Origin of the sequence: Rhizobium sp. CF142 (assembly GCF_000281145.1) — a bacterium.
GTDB lineage: Bacteria > Pseudomonadota > Alphaproteobacteria > Rhizobiales > Rhizobiaceae > Rhizobium.
In genome coordinates this window covers 1-1152 of record NZ_AJWE01000055.1, presented here as the reverse complement: position 1 = coordinate 1152, position 1152 = coordinate 1, and the positions used below count along the sequence as shown (strand labels likewise).

Annotated in this window: 1 protein-coding gene; it reads right to left on the bottom strand. The window is 57.5% G+C overall.

All coding sequences use genetic code 11. The features are described 5' to 3' along the window. Positions 1–1080 (bottom strand): IS630 family transposase, encoded by a 1080-nt coding sequence (locus PMI11_RS14225; RefSeq protein WP_007818102.1) that lies wholly within the window; start codon positions 1078–1080, stop codon positions 1–3. Positions 1081–1152: the final 72 nt, after the last annotated feature.

The following is a 1152-nucleotide window of genomic DNA, read 5'->3' as shown; positions in this document are numbered from 1 at the left end:
CTAGTGGTTTGATTCCAACACTTGGTGCCCACGTCTGACGGCTGCGATGATGTCGTCAGGGTCTGCTTTCCAGACGAAGGGCTTAGGCTCTTCGTTATGCTCTTTGATAAAGCGGTTGATGGCAGCCTGCAGATCAACGACCGAATGAAAGATACCGTTCTTCAGCCGACGACGGGTGAGTTTTGCGAAGAAACCCTCGACGGCGTTCAACCAGGAACATGATGTCGGAACGAAGTGGAAGGTCCAGCGTGGGTGCCGCGCCAACCAGGCCCGGACTTTGGGCTGTTTGTGTGTGGCGTAGTTGTCCAGGATGACGTGAACCGCCTTATCCTTCGGCAACTGAGCCTCAATCGTGTTGATGAAGCGGATGAATTCCTGATGCCGGTGGCGCTGCATGTTGCGGCCGATGACAGAGCCGTCGAGAACATTCAGGGCAGCGAAAAGTGTGGTGGTGCCGTGGCGCTTGTAATCATGGGTCATCGTGCCGGCACGACCCTTCTTCATGGGAAGACCCGGCTGCGTCCTATCCAGTGCCTGGATCTGACTTTTCTCATCGACGGAAAGGACAATCGCATGGGCAGGCGGCGAGACGTAGAGACCGACCACATCGTGAAGCTTCTCGGCGAAAGCCTTGTCGTTCGATAGTTTGAAGCGGCGCCACCGATGGGGTGCGAGACCATGCTCGTGCCAGATCTTGACGACTGAGGATGCCGCAATCCCCACTGCCTTTGCCATGGCACGAACCGTCCAGTGTGTGGCTTCCTGCGTGGGTGGCTCCTGCGTCAGAGCAACAACACGGTCGACAAGGTCAACCTCGAGCGGCACAGTGCCGGGCGGCCGGCTTTTGTCGCGCAAAAGGCCGTCCACGCCTTCCATCATGAAGCGCTCCTGCCAACGCCAGACGCAGGTCTTCGACTTAGCCGTCGCCTCCATGATCGCGACCGTTCCCAGGCCCTCGTCGCTCATCAAGATGATCTTCGCCCGCCACACATGCTTTTGCGGCGAGCTGCCTGCCGAAACGATTGCGTTCAGCCGAACCCGGTCAGCAGCGGAAACCTCAATTGTGATACCTGTGCGCATGCAAGATCGTCGCATATGCAGGCCAAAATGGGAATCCTAAATCGGACTCCTTTGTCTCGATCAATCCACTAG